Raw genomic sequence first — 18,964 nt, 5'->3', positions numbered from 1 at the left:
GCGCTCCCGTCGGTCCGATCCGACGCAACGCCGTCGCCCGATGCGGCGGATGGAGCGAGCATCAGCGACACCAACCTGAGCCGGCGCAAGGACGACCACCTGGACATCGTGCTGGATAGTCGAACGGCACGGGCCAAGGCCGCCGGCTGGGAGTACATTCGCTTCGAACACTGCGCATTGCCCGAGTTGGATCTGACGCAGATCGACCTCAGCGCCTCGCTGCTGGGCAAGACCATGCGCGCGCCTCTGCTGATCAGCTCCATGACCGGCGGCATGCCACGCGCCGAGGCCATTAACCGGCATCTGAGCGAGGCAGCGCAAGCCTTGGGGATCGCCATGTGCGTCGGTTCGCAGCGCGTGAGCCTGCAATCCCGCAACTCCCAGGGGCTGACGCGCGCGCTGCGCCGCCTCGCCCCAGACGTTCCCTTGCTGGCCAATATCGGCGCCGCGCAACTGCGCCAGCCCGACGGCCTGGACCTTGCCCGCCGGGCGGTGGATGCACTGGAGGCCGATGGACTCATCGTCCATCTCAATCCGCTGCAGGAAGCGGTACAGCCGGAGGGCGACCGCGACTGGCGCGGCGTCCTGGCCCAGATCGCTCGCGCCGCACGTAGCGTCGGCGTGCCGGTCGTGGCCAAGGAAGTGGGGTCGGGCCTCTCTCCCTCGGTGGCTTGTGCGCTCGTTCAGGCGGGCGTGGCGGTGATCGATGTCGCCGGCGCCGGCGGCACCAGTTGGGCCGCGGTGGAGGGCGAGCGCGCCCGCGATGCCGCCGACCGCGCAGTGGCGATGGCGTTCGCCGATTGGGGGATTGCGACCCCGGCCAGCGTGCAGGCGGTACGTCGGGCGCTGCCAGCGGTGAAGCTGATCGCGTCGGGCGGGATCAGCGACGGCGTCGACGTAGCCAAGGCTATCCGCCTCGGCGCGGACATCGCCGGGCAGGCAGCCGGCGTGCTGCGCGCGGCTACGGTATCCACCGAGGCAGTTGTCGCGCATTTCGAGATCGTCATCCGCCAGTTGGCCGTCGCCTGCTTCTGCACCGGCTCGGCTGATCTGGGGGCGTTGCGCCAGGCCCGCTTATTGCCCTCGGCCCATCTGCCCGCCGGTTGATGCCGGCGTAGCCCGCAGGTGGCGGCGGGCGCATAGCCTTACTGAGTGAGAAAGTCTCGGAAGCGGGGACACGCTGGTCACGGGCTTGTTCGGGTGCTGCTTCGTCATCAGGGAAGCGCCCCGCCACGCCCGACTGGACAGCCGAGAGTAAAGCGGTATTCGACGGCTATGTCGATGCTTGATCAGGGTGGTCACGCCGATCGAGCCGAGCCCCTGAAAGGGCCGGAACACCAGGTGCGGCGGGAGACCGGCAGGAGCAGATGGCGCAAATCCATTGCAATGAAGGAGTATTCCTGCAAGCAACGGAGAAGGTAAGCCAGCCTCGATCCCTTGTGTTTGCTTGGCGTTACGCCAATTAGGCACCGATCCACATCTGCCCCGGTAGTGTGCTGAGAGTTCTGCAAATTCGCTGAGAGGGGGCGGTCATGGCAGGCTGGTGATTGTTCACGTCACNTCCCCCACGAATGTGGGGGTAGAGGTGGCTCGGCGAAGCCGAGACGGAGTGGGGGAGCTCCATATGCGATTGGCCCGAAATCGAGATGAGGTAGTGTGCTGAGAGTTCTGCAAATTCGCTGAGAGGGGGCGGTCATGGCAGGCTGGTGATTGTTCACGTCACCTGATTTCCCGCGAAGGAACGCCACCGTGACCAAGACTGACTAAGACCGCCGGCGCTTGCCGTCAAAGACATTTTGCTTTCGAACCCGGATGGATTGCACGAAGTTCTCCGTGCGGTGATGCAGGAGGTGCTCGAGGCCGAGATGGAATGCCGGGTGTTGGGCTGGGCTCCGAGAAACTCGTCACAGGCACCACACAGCGATGCTCAACCCCAACGGTACTGCTGCCAATGGCCGTATTGTGGGTTGCGGATATTGGTCGTGCCGTAGTCGGCCTTGCCCTTGACCCGTTCGAGCGGTGTCGGCATTCCCCAAATCAGGTTGGCGACTTCACGTTGCCCGTCTGCCGCATTGCGGACCACCGGACCGGGCTGGTTGGGGGCTGGTTGGGGTAGATGTCGATGGACGGTTCAGGTTGCCTGAGATGGTCGCGCAGAGCCCTGGTGCACTGGCGTATGGCTTCTTGCGACGTGGTGATGTTGTGCAGATTGCACATCTAGGAAGGAGCAACCCCGTTCTTTTTGGCAAGCATGGAAAGGGCTTTTTCCTTGATATCTGCCGCGACCAAAGTCAGAGCTTCGTCGCGGTCCTTGAAACTTGCGATCGATGTACCCTTGAGGGTCGCCTGAAAAGACCCGAAGAGCTCTTCCTGCCACAGGCAATTTCTCGCGATCACTGGAATAACAACCGTCGTGTTGTTGGCCTCTCTCTCCATCGCGTGAGTTAGCTCAATCTGGTTGCAATAACGCGAGTTGATAAAGTCAACGCTTATCAGGAGGATGATAATGTCGGCGCTCTCTAGATTGCCCTTGATGGCGTCCGCCCATTTGTCGCCAGTCTCGATTTCGCCATCGTGCCAAGCCTCGACAAGACCAAGTCGGCTCAGCGGCGTAAGGTGCTTTAGAAGGTCAACCTTGATAGCCGCATCTGCATGCGAGTAGGAGATAAACGCCTTGAGAGGCTTGGGACTGGGGCTAGCCGCATTTTGGGGGAGGGACATAGTCCCACCGGGACCTCCTCTTATCAGTCCATTCTTCCTCAGGCGGTCCTTAGTTGTCGTGTAACGTTCTTCTATCCAACCCAGTTTATTGAAAAGGGCTGCGTTCTTAACGCTCACTTTTCCGCCCCCCGACAATTCTCTAACGGCGTCCATAAACCGGTCTTCTAGAGTTCCAACGCGCTTCCGCGATTTTGCCTTGCTTGCCATTTTATGGAGCCCCCCGAATCTAGGTCGACACTTCCAGCGAAAGTCTTTTGCAGTCAAGTCGACGCTGGAAATTAAGCCGGGAAATCCTCTAATTGGGGAGCCGGCTTGTTGCCAGCAATAAACTCGAACGGGGCGTTGCGTCTTTGTGTTAGCTTGTCGGGTCGGAGGTCTAGCCAGCCTGAGTTAGAGCCTTCTCAAGCGCCGGTCTGGGCACCTCAAGCTGCGCCTTGTCGCCACCCCGTAGTCGTCCCCGACGCTGCGAGCCGTCCAAGGGTTATCAGCTTTGGTGATGCTGACACGGGGCCTAGCCTACGCGCTTACCGTCATCTCAGCCCCTGTCGGTTATGTCCAGGCCAGGGCATCGATATTCCGTCGAATTGCTCTCCCAGGTCGCACCGCTCCTTGGCTCATATCGCATCACCAAAGACTATCTCTGGAACCAGATTGACCGACCCGGGAACGCTCCAGGCCGATCCGAGCTAACCGGTCAATCCAAACAACTTCGAATTACCTTAGCGGGTATTATTCTAAAAATGCCCACGGTGCCCCGGTTGAAGGCAGCCCGCGAACGCGGGCGAAAGGGTGGACGCCGTCCGAAACAAACCCAATCAGCGCTCCGAAATCACTCGACTCAGCTAAATGAAGGCTGTGCGGCATCTGAAGCAGCCCGTCTCTTTAATAGGACCACCGTCGAGCGCATCGGCGCCGAGGTCAAATAGCCGTTGGCTGAATGTTCTTTCAGTTGGCCGTCTGCAGCGACGCATGCACTAGGCCTATTACGAAGAAAAGCCGGTGGACGGTGGCCACAGCAGCTGTATGAACCGTGCTCGCCGGCGTGCCTTCGGACGTGGCAACCGCATCGGGTCGAGCCGATCTGGAAGGTGCTGCCGATCGCCCCGTCGAGCTACCACGACCATGTCGCCAAGCGCATCGATCCTTCCCGGCTGTCGGCTCGGGCGAAGCGGGATGAGGCCCTGGCCTTGAAGGATGAGGTCCGACGCGTGTTCGAGGCCAACTTCCGCGTCTACGGCGTTCGCAAGGTCTGGCGGGAGTTACAGCGTGAGGGCTCGACGTCGCCCGCTGCACGGTTGCCCACTGATGAGGGCCATGGGTCTTGAGGGCATCATCCGCGGCAAGCCGATCCGCACCACGGTGAGCGACAAGGCCGCACCTTGCCCTCTCGATCACGTTAATCGCCAGTTCCATGCCCCGGCGCCGAACATGCTGTGGGTCTCCGACTTGACCTGCGTCGCGACCTGGACGGGCTCCGTCTATGTCGCCTTTGTCATCGACACCTATGCGCGAAGGATCGTCGGCTGGCGGGTGAGCCGGACGGCGCATGCCAGCTTCGTTCTAGACGCTCTGGAACAGGCTCTCCATGATCGGCGGCCCGTGCAGGGGGGCAGGCTGATCCATCACAGCGATAGAGGCCGCCCAATACGACTCTATCAGATACACCGAGCGCCTGGCGGAGGCCGGCGTTGAGCCTTCGGTAGGCAGCGTCGGCGACAGCTACGACAATGCTCTCGCCGAAACGATCAACGGCCTTTACAAGGCCGAGGTGATCCATCGACGCGGACCATGGCGCAACTTCGAAGCCGTCGAGTTCGGTAGCTCGATTGGGTCGATTGGTTCAACAATCGCCGGCTGCTGGAGGCCATCGGCAACATTCCGCCGGCCGAAGCCGAGGAACGCTACTACGCCATTCTGTATGACCCAGCCATGGCCGCGTGACTCAACGAAACGGCCTCCGGAAAACCCGGTGCGGTTCAGTTCTCGGAGGAACGACGTTGCCGCGCGGCGCTAAAGAGAGAGGAAGATTGAACTCTTTCCATATCATTTTCTTCACATATGATATGTAAACAGATCATAGAAGCATTGACTGCTCGCTGGATGAGATACCTTTGCGTACCATCGCGCATTGGAATAGATCGTATAGGTTGCGTTATGGACTCTCAATCGGAAATTCTTCGGGAAATCGGTGGGTTTTTCAGGCAGGCGAGGTTGGCCGCTGCGATGACGCAGGAGCAGGTCGCCGATTTGGCGGGTATATCCCGTCCCCGATATCGCGACATCGAAAAGGGAGCCGCAGCCGCGCGTGCGACGACGCTCATGAATATCGCTCGCGCGCTCGGTCTGGAAATGATGCTGGTTCCGCAAGCCATGGTGCCGGCTGTCCAGGCTCTATTGCGTCCGCATGATGATGACGATCGACCCGCCTTTGTTTCTCAACCTGACGATGACGATCATGGCTCCAGTCTTTCGCGCACCTAAGACGATCCCGTCACTGGACGTGCTCTTGAATGCAGTGAAGATCGGCACAATCGTCAGGACGCCGGGCGGTTTCAATGCGTTCAACTTCGATGACGCCTACCGCGCGACGGGCGGCTTTCCGGTTCTCAGCCTGTCGTTCCGGGCAGCGACGGGAGGATTGCGGAAAGATCCAAAGCCTCTGGCAGGCGCCTTGCCCGCTTTCTTCGCGAACCTCCTGCCGGAGGAGAAATTGCGGGAGGCGATGGAAAGGCATCACGAAGGCAATGTGCGGCCAGGCAATGATTTCGATCTTTTAGCGGCACTGGGCGCCGATCTGCCGGGAGCCGTACGGGCGTTGCCCAGTGACGGCGCGATAACGGTTTCGAAGGATGGCTCAAAGGATCACCCCAAGGCACGGTTCTCGCTTGCCGGCGTGCAGATGAAGCTGTCGGTCATGAAGAACATTGGAAAAGGCGGCGGCCTTACCTTGCCGATGGACGACGAGCAGGGCCGGTACATTGCCAAGTTCCCTTCGACGGCGTTTCCGGGCGTTTCCGAGAACGAATTCGCCAACCTGGCGCTGGCAGCAGCAATCGGCATGGAGGTTCCTGAATGCGAACTGGTCGAGAAGTCCGATTTTGAGGGCGTTCCCGAAGAATTCAATACGCTGTCGGAGGGCAAGGTCCTTCTCGTCAAACGCTTCGATCGCGGCGCCGGTGGCGAGAGGATACACATCGAGGATTTCGCTCAGGTCTTCAGTGTCTACCCCTCGCGCAAATATGAGGGGGCCGCTTATCACGACATAGCCTTGGCTCTTGGCGTGGCCGTCTCGCCTACGGCGGCTCTCGATTTCGTCCGCCGCCTGGCACTGAGCGTCATCACCGGCAATGGCGACATGCACCTGAAGAATTGGTCTTTGATGTATCCCGGAAACGGCGACAAGCCCGCGCTTGCACCAATCTACGACGTCCTGTCCACTGTGCCATATATTCCCGCCGACGCCATGGCGCTGTCGCTTGGAGGAGAGCGCTCGTTCAAGGCGCTAGCAGCACCGCGATGGAAAGCATTTGCGAACCGCGCAAGGCTTCCGGAGCCGGCAGTCCTAAAGGCAGTGGTCGAGACGGTCAAACTCGTCAACGAGTACTGGTGGCATCTGCCTGAGCGCGACGTTGTCGCAGCAAAAGTGCTCGAGCGGATGGACGAACATGTGAAGGCGATGACGCCGATACTGAACTCCTGCGCCGATAAGTGAGCCGAGTCCCCTCGGGTTGCTGATATAGCGGAACTTTCGATCCGCGGCCCTATGGATGGCTGGATCGAAGGCATGCCAGCGTGGCGCAAGATTCCGCGGAGTGTCCACGATGACACGCGTGAGCAAGCACGTCAGCTCGCCGGAACAGACAGCATCCCGCAATTCACCCAACAGGATCGAGCTGCTGTTCGTCCACTTCAACATAACGACGCGGTTCAAACGAATTCGGTGACTGAGGATCGCGATCCGACGCTTTGTGTCGCCATTGTCGGGTCCGCTACACGGTCTGTTGCGACGATCCTTTCTTTGGCCCTCAGGCTAAACCCCTGAAAAGCAACCATTAAATTATTCTTCGGTTCGATCAGCCAAATTGGCACGAGTCTTGAGATCCTTAGGTGCGAGGCGGCTACAGCTGCCCGACCGGCATTCATGTCGCGGCAGCCGCGATGAATGGAACGAAGGAAGGAAAGCTACATGTCAGGTTTGCGTCAGATCGCCTTTTACGGCAAGGGCGGCATCGGCAAGTCCACCACCTCCCAAAATACGCTCGCCGCCCTTGTCGACCTCGGGCAGAGAATCCTCATCGTCGGCTGCGACCCCAAAGCCGACTCCACCCGCCTGATCCTGAACGCGAAGGCGCAGGATACGGTGCTGCACCTCGCGGCAGAGGAAGGTTCGGTGGAAGACCTGGAACTCGCGGACGTGCTCAAGGTCGGGTACAAAGGCATCAAATGCGTGGAGTCGGGCGGGCCCGAGCCGGGTGTCGGCTGCGCCGGCCGCGGCGTGATCACCTCAATCAACTTCCTCGAGGAGAACGGCGCCTACGACGACGTCGACTATGTCTCCTACGACGTGCTCGGGGATGTGGTGTGTGGCGGTTTCGCGATGCCGATCCGCGAGAACAAGGCCCAGGAAATCTATATCGTCATGTCCGGCGAGATGATGGCGCTCTATGCCGCCAACAACATCGCCAAGGGTATCCTGAAATACGCCCATTCGGGCGGCGTGCGGCTCGGCGGCCTGATCTGCAACGAGCGCCAAACCGACCGCGAACTCGACCTCGCCGAGGCGCTTGCTTCCAGGCTCAATTCCAAACTTATCCACTTCGTGCCGCGCGACAACATCGTCCAGCACGCCGAGCTCAGGAAGATGTCTGTGATCCAGTATGCGCCGGACTCCAAGCAGGCCGGCGAATACAGGGCGCTGGCCGAGAAGATCCATGGGAATTCGGGCCAGGGCACCATCCCGACCCCGATCACCATGGAGGAGCTCGAGGACATGCTGCTCGACTTCGGCATCATGAAGACGGACGAGCAGATGCTTGCCGAGCTTCAGGTCAAGGAAGCGGCTAAGGCGGCCGCACAGTAGCGACCACTGCCGACATGAGGCGCCGCCTGACCTGGTGCGTCTTTCAAAGAACGGCGCCTCGTCGGTGAGGCGTCACCCTGAACCTTGAAAGGGGTCCCATGAGCCTGGAATACGAGAATGACGGTGGCCTCCATGCGAGGCTAATCGAGGAAGTGCTGTCGCAATATCCTGACAAGTCGGCGAAGCGCCGCAAAAAGCACCTCAGCGTCGCAAAAAGCGGCGACGAGGCTGGCGAGGAAAGCGAGGTCCTTTCCGAATGCGAGGTCAAATCGAACATCAAGTCCATCCCCGGCGTGATGACAATTCGCGGCTGCGCCTATGCCGGCTCGAAAGGCGTGGTGTGGGGTCCAGTCAAGGATATGGTCCATATTTCGCACGGCCCGGTAGGCTGCGGGCAATATTCCTGGTCTCAGCGCCGCAACTACTACATCGGCACGACCGGCATTGACACGTTCGTCACCATGCAGTTCACCTCCGATTTCCAGGAGAAGGACATTGTTTTCGGCGGCGACAAGAAGCTCGAACGGATCATCGACGAGATCGAGGAACTGTTTCCGCTGAACAAGGGCATGACTGTGCAATCCGAATGCCCGATTGGCCTGATTGGCGACGACACCGAAGCTGTGTCCCGCAACAAGGCCAAGGAGCACGAAAAGACAATCGTGCCGGTGCGCTGCGAGGGCTTCCGCGGCGTCTCGCAATCCCTCGGCCACCACATCGCCAACGACGCGATCCGCGACTGGGTGTTCGAGAAGAAGGACCTCGAGTTCGAGGCCGGCCCGTACGATGTCAATGTGGTCGGCGACTACAATATCGGCGGCGACGCCTGGGCTTCGCGCATCCTGCTCGAAGAGATGGGTCTTCGCGTGGTCGGCAACTGGTCGGGCGACGCTACCCTGGTCGAAATAGAGCGAGCGCCAAAGGCGAAACTCAATCTCATCCATTGCTACAGGTCGATGAACTACATCTGCCGGCACATGGAGGAAAAGTATGGCATCGCCTGGATGGAGTACAATTTCTTCGGCCCCTCCCAGACTGAAGCCTCTCTGCGCAAGATAGCCAAGCATTTCGGGCCGGAAATCGAGGCCAAGGCCGAGGCGGTCATCGCCAAATACCGGCCCTTGGTCGATGCCGTAATCGCCAAGTACCGGCCGCGCCTCGAAGGCAGGACGGTGATGCTCTATGTCGGCGGGCTGCGCCCCCGTCACGTCGTCACGGCATACGAGGACCTGGGCATGGTGATCGTCGGCACTGGCTACGAATTTGGCCATAACGACGACTATCAGCGCACCGGCCACTACGTGAAGAAGGGCACCCTGATCTATGACGACGTGACTGGTTACGAGCTGGAGAAGTTCATCGAAGGGATCCGTCCTGATCTCGTTGGCTCCGGCATCAAAGAGAAGTACCCGGTCCAGAAGATGGGCATACCGTTCCGTCAAATGCATTCCTGGGATTATTCCGGCCCGTATCACGGCTACGACGGCTTCGCCATCTTCGCCCGAGACATGGACCTGGCCATCAACAACCCGGTCTGGAACCTCTACGACGCTCCCTGGAAGAAAAAAGCCGAGCCGTCGGCGGCGATCGCAGCCGAATGAAACCCTGGCCTCCCGGAAGCCGGGAGGCAGTGAACGCCTGTGGCCGCTTGTCCGCGGGAGACCTGAAACGTTTCGACGTCCCTGTGCCGCCCTATGGCGGGCCAGATGGAAAGAGGTAACCACCCATGCCGCAGTCGGCTGAAAAAGTTCTCGACCACGCGCCCCTGTTCCGCGAGCCGGAATACAGGCAGATGCTCGCCGAGAAGAGGCTGAATTTCGAATGTCCTCACCCGGACCAGATCGTTGCCGACCAAGGCGAATTCACCAAGACGTGGGAATACCGCGAAAAGAATCTCGCTCGCGAAGCGCTTGTCGTGAACCCCGCCAAAGCCTGCCAGCCGCTTGGCGCGGTGTTCGCGGCTGCAGGCTTCGAGCGAACGATGTCCTTCGTCCACGGCAGCCAGGGCTGCGTGGCCTATTACCGGTCGCACCTGTCGCGCCATTTCAAGGAGCCTGCTTCGGCGGTTTCCTCCTCGATGACCGAGGACGCGGCAGTGTTCGGCGGCCTGAAGAACCTGGTCGACGGTCTCGCCAACACGTACCAACTCTACGACCCGAAGATGATCGCCGTCTCGACCACTTGTATGGCGGAGGTCATTGGAGATGACCTGCACAGCTTCATCGAGAACGCAAAGGACGAAGGCTCGATCCCGCGCGACTTCGACGTACCATTCGCCCACACGCCGGCCTTCGTCGGCAGTCATGTCGATGGCTACGACGTCACGCTCAAGGGGATTTTGGAGCATTTCTGGAAAGGCGAGGAGCGAACGGAAGCCGAGGGGACCATCAACGTCATTCCGGGTTTCGATGGCTTCTGTGTTGGCAACAACCGGGAACTCAAGCGCCTGCTCGACCTCATAGGCGTGTCCTATACCTTGATCCAAGACGCCTCTGACCAGTTCGACACGCCGTCCGACGGCGAATACCGGATGTATGACGGCGGCACGAAGATCGAAGACGTGAGGAAGGCACTCAACGCCGAGGCGACGCTGTCGCTGCAGCATTACAACACCCGAAAAACCCTGGAGTATTGCGAGGGGGTGGGGCAGGCGACGGCCTCGTTCCATTACCCGCTCGGTGTAAAGGCGACTGACGACTTCCTGATGGAGGTTTCCGCGATTTCCGGCAAGCAAATCCCGGAGGCAATCCGCCTCGATCGCGGCCGACTTGTCGACGCCATGGCGGACAGCCAATCCTGGCTGCACGGTAAGAAATACGCCATTTACGGCGATCCGGACTTTGTCTACGCCATGGCCCGCTTCATCATGGAGACGGGCGGCGAGCCGACCCATTGCCTCGCCACCAACGGCACGTCGGCATGGGAAGCGGAGTTGAAGGAACTGCTTGCATCATCGCCCTTCGGCAAGGATGCTCAAGTCTGGGCGGGCAAGGACCTCTGGGCGATGCGCTCCCTGCTCTTCACCGAGCCGGTGGACCTGCTGATCGGCAACTCCTATGGCAAGTATCTGGAGCGCGACACCGGCACGCCGCTGATCCGGCTGACGTTTCCGATCTTCGATCGCCACCATCACCATCGGTTCGCGCTGATGGGCTACCAAGGCGGGTTGCGCGTGCTGACGACGATCCTCGACAAGATCTTCGACAAGCTCGATCGCGAGACAAGCGAGACGGGCGTGACGGACTATTCGTATGACCTCACCCGCTAAGCTTGACGGTCGGCTTTGGCCGGTCGTCTTCCCGAGGGACTTTGGAGACCGACGCAATGTCCTTGCTCAGAGCCAAAATCCAGGATGTCTTCAACGAGCCTGGCTGCGAAAAGAACCGCGGCAAGGATGCCAAGGCGCGCAAGGTGGGCTGTTCGAGGCCACTGACCCCCGGGGCGGCGGCCGGCGGCTGTGCCTTCGATGGCGCCAAGATCGTGCTGCAGCCGATCACCGACGTCGCACACCTGGTCCATGGGCCGCTCGCCTGCGAGGGCAATTCCTGGGACAACCGCGGTGCGGCTTCGTCCGGGCCAACGCTGTGGCGCACGAGCTTCACGACCGACCTCACCGAACTCGATGTTGTCATGGGGCAGGGCGAGCGGAAGCTCTTCAAAGGGATCCGCGAGATCAAGGAAGCGTATGGGCCGCCGGCGATCTTCGTCTATCCAACCTGCGTGACGGCGCTGATCGGCGACGACATAGAGGCCGTCTGCCAGCGCGCGGCGGAAAAGTTCGGCTTGGCCGTTGTACCGGTCAATGCGCCGGGCTTCGCCGGCTCCAAGAATCTTGGCAACAAGCTTGCCGGCGAGGCATTGCTCGATCATGTCATCGGCACGGCCGAGCCCGACGATCCCGGCCCTTACGACATCAACATCCTTGGCGAATTCAACCTCTCAGGCGAATTCTGGCTGGTGAAGCCGCTGCTGGATCGGCTCGGGATCCGGGTGCGCGCCTGCATTCCGGGTGACGCGCGTTACTTCGACATTGCCTGCGCGCACCGCGCCCGGGCGGCTATGGTGGTGTGCTCGACCGCGCTCATCAATCTCGCCCGCAAGATGGACGAGCGCTGGGGCATCCCGTTTTTCGAGGGCTCCTTCTACGGCATCACCGATACCTCGGATGCACTCCGGAACATAGCTGAGCTGCTCGTGAAGCAGGGTGCTGATCCGGAGATCCTCGGCCGCACCGAGGTATTGATTTCAGAGGAAGAGGCGATCGCCTGGAAGAAGCTAGCGGCCTACCGGCCGAGGCTCGCAGGCAAGCGCGTGCTGCTCAACACCGGCGGCGTGAAGTCCTGGTCGGTCGTCCATGCGCTGATGGAGATCGGGATCGAGATCGTCGGCACCTCTGTCAAGAAGTCGACCGTCGAAGACAAGGAGCGGATCAAGCAGATCCTCAAGGACGACAACCATATATTCGAGCAGATGGCAGCGCGCGAGCTTTACGCCATGCTCTCCGAACACAAGGCCGATATCCTGCTATCAGGCGGGCGCACGCAATTCGTCGCTCTGAAGGCCAAGACACCCTGGCTCGACATCAACCAGGAGCGCCAACACCCTTACGCCGGCTATGACGGCATGGTGGAACTCGTACGCCAGATCGACCTGGCCATTCAAAACCCCATCTGGTGCCAGGTACGGGAGCCGGCACCATGGGATTGCCAGCCTGCGGTGGGGGAGGAACTGCCGCGCACGAAAAGCGAGAACGTGACCTTGCATGCTGTCCAGGAATTCTCCGGCACGACGGCCGCTGATTTCGGCGAGTGTTGAGAAGCCAATGGGCCGCATCCTTCCCCAGACCAAAGCGGCGGCGGTCAATCCGCTGAAGTCATCGCAGCCGCTGGGTGCCGCCTTGGCCTTTCTTGGCGTCGACGGCGCGATGCCATTGTTCCACGGCAGCCAGGGGTGCACCAGCTTCGCGCTCGTGCTCTTCGTGCGACATTTCAAGGAAGCCATTCCCTTGCAGACAACCGCGATGGACGAGGTGGCAACGATCCTCGGCGGGGCAGACCATCTGGAAGAGGCGATCCTCAACCTCAAGGCCCGCACAAAGCCAACGCTGATCGGGGTTTGCACGACCGCGCTGGTGGAAACCCGGGGCGAAAACTGCGCAGGAGATATCGCCAATATCGGGCTGAAGCGCACCAAAGAGCTCGCGGGTACGGAGGTGGTACTGGCCAACACGCCAGATTTCGATGGTGCGATCGAAGAGGGCTGGGCCAAAGCTGTCACCGCGATGATCGAAGGGATTACACGGCCCGGCGAGCAGGCGCGGCAATCGAAGAAGATCGTGATCCTGCCTGGCTGGAACCTCACTGTGGCTGACATCGAGCATTTGCGTGAGATGGTTGAGAGCTTTGGACTGCAACCGGTGATTTTGCCGGACGTCTCCGGCTCGCTCGACGGTACGGTGCCCGACCGTTGGGTCACGACCACCTATGGCGGCACCAGCGTGGAGGATATTCGCGAGCTTGGCACGGCAGGGCAATGCATCGTCATCGGTGAGCATATGCGCCGCCCGGCCGACGTGCTGCATAGGTTGACCGGGGTGCCTTACGTGCTGTTCCGGTCGTTGACTGGATTGAGGGACGCCGATCGGTTCGTATCGCAGCTGTCCGCAGTTTCGGGCGAGGCGGCGCCGGCTGGGGTGCGCCGTCGGCGGGCGCAGTTGCAGGACGCGTTGCTCGACGGACATTTCCACTTTGGAGGCAAGAAAATTGCGATCGCTGCTGAACCAGACCAACTCTACCAACTCGCGAGCTTCTTCATCGGCATGGGCTCCGAAATCGCGGCGGCGGTCACAACGGCCGCTATGTCGAAAATTCTGGAGGAAGTGCCGGCGCAGTCGGTTCAAATCGGCGATCTCGGTGATTTGGAAGCTCTTGGCGCCGGCGCTGATCTTCTCGTCACTCATTCCCACGGTCGCCAGGCGGCGCAGCGCCTCGGCATTCCGCTCATGCGGGTCGGCTTCCCGGTCTTCGACCGGCTCGGCAGCCAGCACAAGCTCACAATCCTCTACCAGGGGACCCGCGACCTGATCTTCGAGGTTGCCAACATTTTTGAAGCCAACCGGCACGCGCCGACGCCTGAGGCGCTTGATCCACTCCGTAAGCGAGAAATCCCAGATGAGCTCCGTTCGTCGCCTCTCGCTCGTCACTGACGAGGTTCGCGCACCGGCGCCGAAACGCCAAGCCGGCGCATTGCGCGTGGCAATCGCCACGCAGGACATGAAGAACCTCAACGCCCATTTCGGGTCGGCCAGGCGCTTTGCTGTCTACGACGTGACGCGCGAGGAGTGGAATCTCGTCGAAGCCGTGGCCTTCGACGACGTTTCCGACGAGAGCGGGAAGCACCGAACTGAGGGCGATGACCGCATCACCCCGAAGGTGGAGGCGCTGAAGGGCTGTCATCTCCTGTTTTGTCTGGCGATCGGCGGACCTTCGGCAGCCAAACTTGTTTCCGCAAAGATCCATCCGATCAAAGTGCCGCAGCCCCAGACCATCCAAGAGGTGCTGTTGCGCACGAAGATGATGCTCAGGACGTGTCCTCCCCCTTGGCTGCGCAAGGTGCTGGCGCAGGCAGGAGTCGCTGAACAGAAACCCTCCTTCGAGGACGAAAGCTGAATGAGGAGTGGGCGAAATGTTTGAAGCCGCTGTTAGCCCTGCCGCCACCGAGGACGAGGCGGCCCTTGCCACCCCGTTCGTCAAATGCCTCGTGCGGCTGATTCGTGCCAATGATTCCCACGGGTCATGGGAAGGCAAATCGGACGCCGAGCTGCTGGGCGACTTCATCATCACCAGGCAACAGCGCCGTGCAGTTCCAATCATCGGCGATCCCGATCCGGACGTGCTGTGGAGGCTCGATAAGTTCTACACCGCCGTCGGGCTTGCGATTGAGGAACGCTCCGGCCTGATGGCATCGCCGATGATGGAGATAAGCCACGAGGGCTTCGGGCGCGTGCTCTTCACGGCCGGGCGACTGGTCGTTCTGTCCAAGACCCTGCGCGACGTCCATCGGTTCGGCTTCGAGACGTTCTGGAAACTCGCTGCGGCCGGTACCCAACTGGCCGGCGATGCCACCGCAGCCATTGAGGCTTATCCCGAGGTGGCGCGGGCGTGATGGAACCGATTTTCGATCGAGGGGATCATGTCAGGCCTTGAGGACATGCGAGCCCTCTCAATCGAGGCGGTCGAGGCCGATGTGGTTCTTGGGGTAGCGCTGATGAAGCCAGTGGTACTGATCTGTTCGCAAGATGCGGAGTTGTATCTGTTCCTCAGCCACATTCTGGGGGTGGACGGCTTCACGAGTGAGCCGGCAGGCGGCGTGAAGGAAGCACTTGCATTGGCCGATCAACGGGAGCTCCAGGCGGTCGTGCTGGACTGCGGGCCAGCAAGCGCGGCAGGCTCCACAATCTGCGCCCGGTTCAAGGGGGAGCCCCGGACCGGCCGCCTGCCTGTCATTGCGTTGATCGCGCCCGGCGCCGAGAACCAGCACCTCGATCTCTTGAAGGCAGGTGTTGACGAGAGCTTTGTGCGGCCCTTCGCACCGGCCAAGCTGCTTGACTGTCTACGCACGAAGTTGGCGCTGCCACAGCCGGGTTCAAACGGGATAAAAAACGGCAGCTGGCTCTGTTGCGGCAGCCTTGAGATGAAGCTCGATGCTCACCGCGTTCGAGGTAATGGCCACGACATCCATCTCGGACCTCTCGAATTCAACCTGCTGCGGCAATTTCTTGAGGCTCCCGGCAAGGTCTTCAGCCGAGACGAGCTGATCGACGCGGCCTGGCCAGACAATATCCATGTCGGTGAACGCACTGTCGACGTCCATATCAGCCGGATCAGAAAGGCGCTGAAGGCGGCCTCGCCAGGTAGCGTCATTCATACTGTCAGGTCTGCGGGCTACTCGCTCGAGAAGCTGGACGACTAAATCGCGAACGGACGGTGTGCCACTCTCCATCTTCGTTGGAAGGCAAGTCTTGCGGTTCGAAAACGCGCTACGGCCGCGAATCTCAGGGGGAAGCAGTCAAATGGCCTTCAAGAAGATACTCAGTGTGACGGGAGCTGACCATTCCGATCAGGACGTCGCAATAGCTGCTCGCTTGTGCGCCGAGGTCGGCGCGTATCTTTCCGTACTAATTATATCGCCTCCGCCGCTCCTGATGTCGCCTCCGCTTATTGGGTCCCCTCCGCCGTTGGGCGGTCGCATCCCCGAGTGGCCTAGACATCGCGCACACCACATTACCGCACGGGAACAATTTTCACAGGACATGGCCAACCTGGAAAAAACATCGAGGGAAATTCATAAAGTGCTGAGAGCCACGTGGCGCTGCTATGATGTTGACACCGAACACTGCGACAACGCTGGCGTCGGTGACGCGGTGCGACAGCGGGCGCTCTGCACCGACCTGACAATCGTCGGCCCCGCACTTCTCAATGGGGCTAGTCTGGGACCCCTTGTTATCAACGGCAGCTTGTTCGATACGGGAAAGCCGGTGCTTGTCGTACCGGAGGGCGCTGAGGCGACTCTGTCTCCGCGGCGCGTCCTGGTCGGCTGGGATTCGCGAGTCGAGGCGTCCCGTTCGGTTCGGGAAGCGCTGGATCTCCTATCCGGTGCTGAGGAAGTTCGGGTCGCAGTCGTCGATCCGGAGGCGACCTGCACCGGAAACGGCGCCGAGCCGGGAGCCGACATCGCTGCCTATCTCACTCGGCACGGTGCTAGGGTTTTGGTCGACCGGCTGGCGAGCCGCGGCAAACCGGTGGCCACGGTGCTAGCGCAGCACGCAATCGACACGTCTGCCGACGTGATCGTGATGGGCGCTTATGGCAGCCGACGGCTGCGCGAGCGGCTCTTCGGTGGCGTAACGAGATGGATAGTGGGGAAGCCGCCATTGCCGCTGTTTTTGGCTCGCTGACGGGTTTTGAAGCAGCACCGATGCTCTTCGAAGCTCTACTCCCCTGGGTATCCTGATGCCAAGTCGGAGAAAGGCCGCGGCAAACGCGCAAGTTTCGCGAAGCTCCTCGGAGCCAATCTGCACGCGCTGTCGCCGAGAACATCGCGGACGTCTCGCGTTGGGGGTTCTGCTCGACCGAGATGATCCGTAACGCGGACACCAACGGCCGGCAGAGGTACAGGCGCTCCTCAATGCAGTCAAAACCGGGGCTTCGCAGGTCGGCGCCAGGTCGAGAAAGAGCGTCGTTTCAGCGCGGCAGGCCGCGTTCGGACCGTAGCCGCATCGTATTGGCGTTATCACGATTTCCCTCACCACTGGCCGGGAGCTGACCACCGCAACGACCGTGCAGTGGCCAAGGCGCCGACCTTCGAGTCGGGACGGTCGGGCTCTTGCCGGCGTCCGCGCGAACGAAGGCATCAATCGCCTTGTCATCTCTGGGATGGTAGCCCGGGTTAGTGGCGGACAGCCGCATCTCCAGCGTTTCCCGTTGGTCCGGCCCAACCTGCGTTGCGACCGAGCGGTCTTTGGGTTTGCAATTCCGCCAACGCTCACGTCGCGCCGCGAGGTCCCGTTGCACCTGAGCACCGGGAACACAGAAGTAAACACAAAGCAGGGATCCCGCAGAGTTCACCGGCCGGCATATGCCGGCACTCATCTGGCCCTCTTCGCCACGATCGTCATCGTCAATCTGGTGATGACGGTACTCGCGACCCGCAGCTGGACCGGGCCTCGTGAAGAACTCCTGCGTCGCGAGCCAGGAAATCAATGGCAAAGCGGAAGGGTAGGGCAGAGGCGATGCTCGGATGGAGCGGCCCTCCAATCGCAATGGCGTTCTGCTACCACGTGAGCGACCGAGATGGCAAGAAGCTCAAGCAAGGCTTGAGGCCGACGATGATGACGAGCCTGGCGGTAGCCAACGCAGTCAACGATGTCCATCTGCTCGTCCATCAGCCCGAATATATGTCGAGTCGTCCGTGGCCACGCTTCTCTGGCGACGCGAAGCGCGTGATGCGTGTCCAAGACCTGACAATGGCAGAAAACATGTCGCGTTTAATACAACCGGCTATCTTGGGCGCCCCCAAAGTTTTTTAAAGTATATCAAACGTTTACTGCGCGCTGAGCGCGTTGGCACGGCCTTTGCGAATTGAGATTCAGCAACACTGAGTGAAGGCTGACTGCACGCAGATGCGCAAGACGAGCGATTCTCTCCATTCCTTGAACCCTCGTGCGCCGTCTCAAAGGGGGAACAAGCTTGCGCATAAGGTCACGCAACTTTTGGCAACAGCTTTGGAGACAACATGGTATTGCAGATGGGGTCACCGGCTCCTTCGATCAAAATGGAAGACTGGCTGCGTGGCGAGCCCCTTGTGAACTTCCAGCCCGGCAAAGTCTATATCGTCGAATTTTGGGCAACTTGGTGCGAACTATGCATCGCGGAGATGCTCGATCTGATGCGGCTCCAGGAAAAATACAGGGACAGCGGACTTGAGGTCGTCGGCGTCGCGGCTAATGAGGATGCTCCAACGGCCGTTGAGGCTCGCACCAAGTTGGACGCGTGGTTGGCCGAAAAGTGCCCGGATCTGAATCATCGGATTGCGTCCGACTTCACAGGCGAAATGAAAAAGCTTTGGAGGGAACCCAGCTTTTGCGTCGGGATTCCGACCTCGTTCGTAGTCGACCGAGACAGCTGCATCGCCTTTATCGGTCGGGCTGTGGAGACTCGACATGTTCTACACCGCTGTCGCGCTCGCGATCGAGGAGCGCGCTCCGGCCTGATGACATCCCAGTAACAAAGATGAAACCCATGGGGCTTCGGGCGATTGCTTTTCACGGCCGGGCGGTTGGTCGCTCTGTCGAGACATCCACCGGTTCGGCTTCGAGACGCTTCGGCAACTCGCTGAGGCCGGAACGAAACTGGTCGACGATGCGACCGCAGCCATTGAAGCCTATCCCGACGTGGCGCCGGCCTGATGAAACCGATTTCGAGGAAGGATCTATGTCAAAGCTGGATGAGATGGGGAAGAAAGTCCGAAAGCTTCAGCTGCGCGCGGCAGTTGCCAAGATGAAAATTGCGCGACCTTGCAGATGATCTCCCGGGAAAATGGACTGAGATAGAGGAAGTTGCTCAGGAAACGTCGGCGGTTTTGCCGAGTTGGATGGTGCCAAGA

The 18,964-nt window shown here is 60.6% G+C and carries 14 protein-coding genes and 3 pseudogenes; 16 read left to right on the top strand and 1 reads right to left on the bottom strand.

The window, feature by feature from the left end; genetic code table 11:
- Window positions 1-60 precede the first annotated feature (60 nt).
- On the top strand, window positions 61-1,107 hold the full coding sequence (gene fni, locus X727_RS138445; RefSeq protein WP_031198378.1) for a type 2 isopentenyl-diphosphate Delta-isomerase: 1,047 nt from the start codon (window positions 61-63) through the stop codon (window positions 1,105-1,107).
- Window positions 1,108-2,217: 1,110 nt separating this feature from the next.
- On the opposite strand, the gene X727_RS01000000165110 is transcribed toward fni, so the two are convergent.
- The gene (locus X727_RS01000000165110; protein ID WP_023727169.1) at window positions 2,218-2,928 is read right to left on the bottom strand and encodes a toll/interleukin-1 receptor domain-containing protein; all 711 of its coding nucleotides are present in this window, start codon (window positions 2,926-2,928) and stop codon (window positions 2,218-2,220) included.
- Window positions 2,929-3,791: 863 nt separating this feature from the next.
- On the opposite strand from X727_RS01000000165110, the pseudogene X727_RS01000000165105 reads away from it, so the two are divergent.
- The 15 genes and pseudogenes from X727_RS01000000165105 to X727_RS1000000169205 form a co-directional block, all read left to right on the top strand.
- Window positions 3,792-4,662, top strand: a pseudogene (locus tag X727_RS01000000165105) (IS3 family transposase); the annotation flags it as partial.
- Between the two features lie 213 nt (window positions 4,663-4,875).
- Window positions 4,876-5,202: a helix-turn-helix domain-containing protein gene (locus tag X727_RS138450; protein WP_023690557.1), complete on the top strand. Its 327-nt coding sequence runs from the start codon at window positions 4,876-4,878 to the stop codon at window positions 5,200-5,202.
- Window positions 5,177-6,433 carry a HipA domain-containing protein gene (locus tag X727_RS138455; protein ID WP_023835164.1) on the top strand — a complete coding sequence of 419 codons (1,257 nt, stop codon included), beginning with the start codon at window positions 5,177-5,179 and terminating at the stop codon, window positions 6,431-6,433. The genes X727_RS138450 and X727_RS138455 overlap by 26 nt, the downstream gene beginning before the upstream one ends.
- A 474-nt stretch (window positions 6,434-6,907) precedes the next feature.
- On the top strand, window positions 6,908-7,801 hold the full coding sequence (nifH, locus tag X727_RS138460; protein WP_023706403.1) for a nitrogenase iron protein: 894 nt from the start codon (window positions 6,908-6,910) through the stop codon (window positions 7,799-7,801).
- 98 nt (window positions 7,802-7,899) lie between these two features.
- Complete coding sequence (gene nifD, locus X727_RS138465; RefSeq protein ID WP_023835163.1) at window positions 7,900-9,402, top strand: nitrogenase molybdenum-iron protein alpha chain; 1,503 nt, start codon at window positions 7,900-7,902, stop codon at window positions 9,400-9,402.
- A gap of 125 nt (window positions 9,403-9,527) precedes the next feature.
- On the top strand, window positions 9,528-11,069 hold the full coding sequence (gene nifK / locus X727_RS138470) for a nitrogenase molybdenum-iron protein subunit beta (protein WP_023835162.1): 1,542 nt from the start codon (window positions 9,528-9,530) through the stop codon (window positions 11,067-11,069).
- 56 nt (window positions 11,070-11,125) lie between these two features.
- Window positions 11,126-12,616 carry a nitrogenase iron-molybdenum cofactor biosynthesis protein NifE gene (gene nifE, locus X727_RS138475; RefSeq protein ID WP_023835161.1) on the top strand — a complete coding sequence of 497 codons (1,491 nt, stop codon included), beginning with the start codon at window positions 11,126-11,128 and terminating at the stop codon, window positions 12,614-12,616.
- Between the two features lie 7 nt (window positions 12,617-12,623).
- Complete coding sequence (nifN, locus tag X727_RS138480; RefSeq protein WP_023835160.1) at window positions 12,624-14,006, top strand: nitrogenase iron-molybdenum cofactor biosynthesis protein NifN; 1,383 nt, start codon at window positions 12,624-12,626, stop codon at window positions 14,004-14,006.
- Window positions 13,972-14,469, top strand: a complete 498-nt coding sequence (nifX, locus tag X727_RS138485; RefSeq protein WP_023835159.1) for a nitrogen fixation protein NifX — start codon at window positions 13,972-13,974, stop codon at window positions 14,467-14,469. The genes nifN and nifX overlap by 35 nt, the downstream gene beginning before the upstream one ends.
- Before the next feature lie 16 nt (window positions 14,470-14,485).
- Complete coding sequence (locus tag X727_RS138490) at window positions 14,486-14,965, top strand: NifX-associated nitrogen fixation protein (RefSeq protein ID WP_023835158.1); 480 nt, start codon at window positions 14,486-14,488, stop codon at window positions 14,963-14,965.
- Window positions 14,966-14,992: 27 nt separating this feature from the next.
- The gene (locus X727_RS138495; protein WP_023694354.1) at window positions 14,993-15,772 is read left to right on the top strand and encodes a response regulator transcription factor; all 780 of its coding nucleotides are present in this window, start codon (window positions 14,993-14,995) and stop codon (window positions 15,770-15,772) included.
- A 340-nt stretch (window positions 15,773-16,112) separates the two neighbouring features.
- On the top strand, window positions 16,113-16,757 hold the full coding sequence (locus tag X727_RS138500) for a universal stress protein (RefSeq protein WP_245274210.1): 645 nt from the start codon (window positions 16,113-16,115) through the stop codon (window positions 16,755-16,757).
- Between the two features lie 804 nt (window positions 16,758-17,561).
- Window positions 17,562-17,888 (top strand): hypothetical protein, encoded by a 327-nt coding sequence (locus tag X727_RS138505; RefSeq protein WP_023835155.1) that lies wholly within the window; start codon window positions 17,562-17,564, stop codon window positions 17,886-17,888.
- Window positions 17,889-18,094: 206 nt separating this feature from the next.
- A pseudogene (locus X727_RS138510) lies at window positions 18,095-18,502 on the top strand (TlpA disulfide reductase family protein); the annotation flags it as partial.
- Between the two features lie 4 nt (window positions 18,503-18,506).
- Window positions 18,507-18,767, top strand: a pseudogene (locus X727_RS1000000169205) (DUF269 domain-containing protein); the annotation flags it as partial.
- Window positions 18,768-18,964 lie beyond the last annotated feature (197 nt).

Source organism: Mesorhizobium sp. L103C105A0 (genome assembly GCF_000502215.1).
GTDB lineage: Bacteria > Pseudomonadota > Alphaproteobacteria > Rhizobiales > Rhizobiaceae > Mesorhizobium.
Note: the sequence above shows the minus strand (reverse complement) of the source record. Positions and strands in the feature narration are given on the sequence as shown.

Excerpts from the sequence above, each read along its gene's own strand:
- nifX (WP_023835159.1), top strand. The coding sequence starts at position 13,972 with ATGAGCTCCGTTCGTCGCCTCTCGCTCGTCACTGACGAGGTTCGCGCA.
- nifK (WP_023835162.1), top strand. The coding sequence starts at position 9,528 with ATGCCGCAGTCGGCTGAAAAAGTTCTCGACCACGCGCCCCTGTTCCGC.
- X727_RS138455 (WP_023835164.1), top strand. The coding sequence starts at position 5,177 with ATGGCTCCAGTCTTTCGCGCACCTAAGACGATCCCGTCACTGGACGTG.
- X727_RS138505 (WP_023835155.1), top strand. The coding sequence starts at position 17,562 with ATGGCAAAGCGGAAGGGTAGGGCAGAGGCGATGCTCGGATGGAGCGGC.
- nifD (WP_023835163.1), top strand. The coding sequence starts at position 7,900 with ATGAGCCTGGAATACGAGAATGACGGTGGCCTCCATGCGAGGCTAATC.
- X727_RS138490 (WP_023835158.1), top strand. The coding sequence starts at position 14,486 with ATGTTTGAAGCCGCTGTTAGCCCTGCCGCCACCGAGGACGAGGCGGCC.
- nifN (WP_023835160.1), top strand. The coding sequence starts at position 12,624 with ATGGGCCGCATCCTTCCCCAGACCAAAGCGGCGGCGGTCAATCCGCTG.
- nifH (WP_023706403.1), top strand. The coding sequence starts at position 6,908 with ATGTCAGGTTTGCGTCAGATCGCCTTTTACGGCAAGGGCGGCATCGGC.
- nifE (WP_023835161.1), top strand. The coding sequence starts at position 11,126 with ATGTCCTTGCTCAGAGCCAAAATCCAGGATGTCTTCAACGAGCCTGGC.
- X727_RS138450 (WP_023690557.1), top strand. The coding sequence starts at position 4,876 with ATGGACTCTCAATCGGAAATTCTTCGGGAAATCGGTGGGTTTTTCAGG.
- X727_RS138495 (WP_023694354.1), top strand. The coding sequence starts at position 14,993 with ATGTCAGGCCTTGAGGACATGCGAGCCCTCTCAATCGAGGCGGTCGAG.
- X727_RS138500 (WP_245274210.1), top strand. The coding sequence starts at position 16,113 with ATGGCCAACCTGGAAAAAACATCGAGGGAAATTCATAAAGTGCTGAGA.
- X727_RS01000000165110 (WP_023727169.1), bottom strand. The coding sequence starts at position 2,928 with ATGGCAAGCAAGGCAAAATCGCGGAAGCGCGTTGGAACTCTAGAAGAC.